This window comes from Wolbachia endosymbiont of Glossina morsitans morsitans (assembly GCF_000689175.1).
In the GTDB taxonomy this organism is placed as follows: domain Bacteria; phylum Pseudomonadota; class Alphaproteobacteria; order Rickettsiales; family Anaplasmataceae; genus Wolbachia; species Wolbachia pipientis.
On sequence record NZ_AWUH01000171.1, the window covers coordinates 1 to 3,320 of the forward strand.

General features: G+C 36.4%; 2 protein-coding genes and 1 pseudogene. All 3 read right to left on the reverse strand.

Features of this window, described 5'->3' with window-relative positions:
• Positions 1-457 precede the first annotated feature (457 nt).
• Positions 458-1,570 carry a tRNA 2-thiouridine(34) synthase MnmA gene (gene mnmA, locus WGMM_RS04330; protein WP_038250623.1) on the reverse strand — a complete coding sequence of 371 codons (1,113 nt, stop codon included), beginning with the start codon at positions 1,568-1,570 and terminating at the stop codon, positions 458-460.
• Between the two features lie 202 nt (positions 1,571-1,772).
• Complete coding sequence (locus WGMM_RS04335; protein ID WP_038250626.1) at positions 1,773-2,849, reverse strand: rod shape-determining protein; 1,077 nt, start codon at positions 2,847-2,849, stop codon at positions 1,773-1,775.
• Positions 2,850-2,872: 23 nt separating this feature from the next.
• A pseudogene (locus tag WGMM_RS04340) lies at positions 2,873-3,320 on the reverse strand (carboxypeptidase); the annotation flags it as partial.

The window sequence follows — 3,320 nt, forward strand, 5'->3', positions numbered from 1 at the left end:
TACTTTCAAGTATGGCGTTTTTTTATTCTAAACACTTAATAACCGCGATTTAGCTGCTTTTAAGCCGCAACTAATCTAAATTATAAACGTTAAGAAATTTACTAAAACAGAAAAAAAGGCAAAAGAAACCCTAGGGTAGCTAGTTATTCACTATCCATTTTTTAAGTTGGCGTTTTTTAATGTTTTAAATGCTTTACAAGCGTATTTCAGCTTGTGCAGGCAAAAACCCAGAAATTTGATAAAGACATAGAGTGCACATAGTGACAAAAAATTAAACATGAGACGCCAGATACGTGTAGTTTTTTTGTCATTTAATCTGTACAGAGAAGATAAATAAAATAGCTTCAGTTTCATGATAAGGGGGCTGGCGAGGTTTGTCAAGGAAGTTTTTTCGTTTCTGTTATATGGTTATGCAAGAAGTCTATTGTATGTTTACACTCTGCATTAAAGCTTTTAGTTAAGAGCATATCCATCCACCGCCGATAACTTGCTCATCTTTATACGCTACACAGGCTTGACCTGGACTGATGCCAAAGTAATCGTCGTTTAAAATGACACAGGCTTTATTTTTTTCGTCAGTTGAATGTATTGTTGCTAAACTCCCCGCATGTGATGATCTCAGCTTCACAGTTACTTCCATACCTTCCTTTGGTTGTTCTAACCAATTTAACTCTTTGATCAATATTTTTTTTTGCATTAATGCGTTGATCGGACCTACTATAACCTCATTATTCTCTGTATTAATTTTTATCACGTAAAGAGGTTCATTGTGTGCGATACCCAAGCCCTTTCTTTGCCCCACTGTAAAATTTACTATGCCACTGTGCTCGCCTAGCACTTTTCCATTCACATCCACAATTCTGCCTTTCTGTACGGATTGTGGAGCTAATTTAGCTATTGTTTTACTATAGCTTTCGGAAACAAAGCATATATCTTGACTGTCTGGCTTTTCAGAAATTTGTAAACTGAAATATTTTGCTAATTTTCTTATATCACTTTTATAGAACCCACCTAGCGGAAATCGCAAAAGCTTTAACTGCTCTTGAGTTGTAGCAAACAAAAAATAACTTTGATCTTTACTTTTATCAATACTTCTGCACAACTTTACCTCACCATTTTTTTCTAACCTTCTCACGTAATGTCCTGTTACGAGCACATCCGCACCAAGATTTTTTGTAACTTGCAATAGATCACGAAATTTTACCGTTTGGTTACATCTCACGCATGGTATGGGAGTTTCCCCACGCATATAGGTACTCGCAAAATCCTCTATTACTTCCTTTTTGAATATTTCCTCATAGTTTAAAATATAGTGAGGAAAGCCAACACTTTCAGCTACACGCTTAGCGTCATAAATATCCTGTCCAGCGCAGCATGCACCCTTTCTTGCGTTAGCATTACCGTCAGTGCCATAGAGTTGAAGAGTCACACCTATCACCTGGTACCCAAGGTTATGTAGCAGTGCTGCAGCAACCGAGCTATCAACTCCCCCGGACATTGCAACAACAGCCTTAGTCTGGTACGGAGTTTTATCTTTTAGCAGAGGTTCAATTTCAAATTCTTTTAGCATAATCGCCTTAATTTATAAACACAAACTTGGTGTCATGCAAGTAGCCAACACTGGAATCTAGTTTCTATTACACAATTTCATCGAAACAGCATACTTGTTTATAGTCAAATTTTCTGGATCCCAGTGTTGGCTACTTGGATGACATCTTTATGCTTGAGGTAAAATTTGCTATAAAATTCGATAAACTACCTTCAAAAATAATTTAATCTTGCTTGAATAAAACATGGCCAAAATAATCCATGTTTTCAAGCACTTTTCCACTACCTAAGGCAACACAACAAAGTGGGTCATCTGCAACACGAACCGGTAATTTTGTTGTTTCACTGATAACTTTACCTAGATTACGTAATAATCCACCACCACCGGATAAAACTATTCCTCTATCGACTATATCAGAAGAAAGTTCAGGTGGAGTGCTCTCCAGCGCAGTCTTAATAGCAGAAATTATCTGATGTACAGTCTCTATTAAACTCTCTGCAAATTGGTATTCTGATAAAAGCATTTCTTTTGGCATGCCACTCACTAAATCCCTGCCTTTAATTATCATTCCCTCTTTGTTATTTTCACCTGGCAGACTGGCTGAACCTATGCTTTTCTTAATTTTCTCAGCGGTTGTTTCACCGATTAATAACTTATGATTTTCACGAATATATGATTTTATTGCTTCATCCATAATATCGCCACCTACTCTGGCAGAACGTGAATAAACAATTCCGCCTAAAGAAATAATTGCAACTTCAGTTGTACCGCCTCCTATATCAACAATCATAGAACCCTCAGGTTCAGTAACCGGGAGCCCAGCTCCGATTGCTGCAGCCATTGGTTCCTCAATTAAAAATACTTCATTTGCACCAGCACTTTCTGCTGCATCTTGTATAGCACGCCTTTCAACTGGCGTGGATCCAGATGGAACGCATATGATAATATTAGGTTTATTAACAGTGAATTTTGTGTTTGCACTGCGTATGAAATATTTTAGCATTTCTTCCGCACTTTTAAAATCAGCAATGACTCCATCTTTTAAGGGCCTTATCGCCTCTATTTCTCCAGGCGTTTTTCCAAGCATCATTTTAGCTTTTTTACCAAAAGCATAAGGAACGTAACTTCCTTTTTCTTTTATTCTTGCTACAACTGAAGGCTCATCAAGCACTATTCCCTGATTTTTCTGATAAACTAAAGTGTTTGCAGTACCAAGGTCTATAGCAATATCGCTAGCAAACAAACCTTTGAAAGTAAAAAGGCTATAAAACTTTCCGGTTAATTTTCGAACAAAATTCATACATAACTCAAGAAAACCATTTATTAAGACAAATTATACTTTTCAGATAAGTAGTAAGTAACACACTCAACGTCTAAACCCTTACCTGTTACTTTTTTTAGCAGTTCCAGGCCACACTTTGCACTGTATGCATTTTGAGATAACCAACTGATAAGTAAACTAAAATCTCCTTTTACTATAGCACTTAATGATTCGTAATGATTCTTTTTAACGAAAGAGAAAATCTGCACAGCAGCAATTAAAGCAACAATTTTTATAGGAAAGTAGCCCATAACACCGCTTGCCCAATATTCATCTTGAAAATAAGTGTTTAGCTTATTTTTAGCTTTTACTGGAATTTTATAGTGCTTCATACCTTCCAACCACGCATCATGCAGGTCTTTGACTTCCAATGTGCCATTTATTATATCTTGTTCTAACTTAGTTCTCAACATAATATGAGCTAACAGACTAAATTCATCTGCATTTTTT

Coding starts and splice junctions, on each gene's coding strand:
- mnmA (WP_038250623.1), bottom strand. CDS start 1,570: ATGCTAAAAGAATTTGAAATTGAACCTCTGCTAAAAGATAAAACTCCG.
- WGMM_RS04335 (WP_038250626.1), bottom strand. CDS start 2,849: ATGAATTTTGTTCGAAAATTAACCGGAAAGTTTTATAGCCTTTTTACT.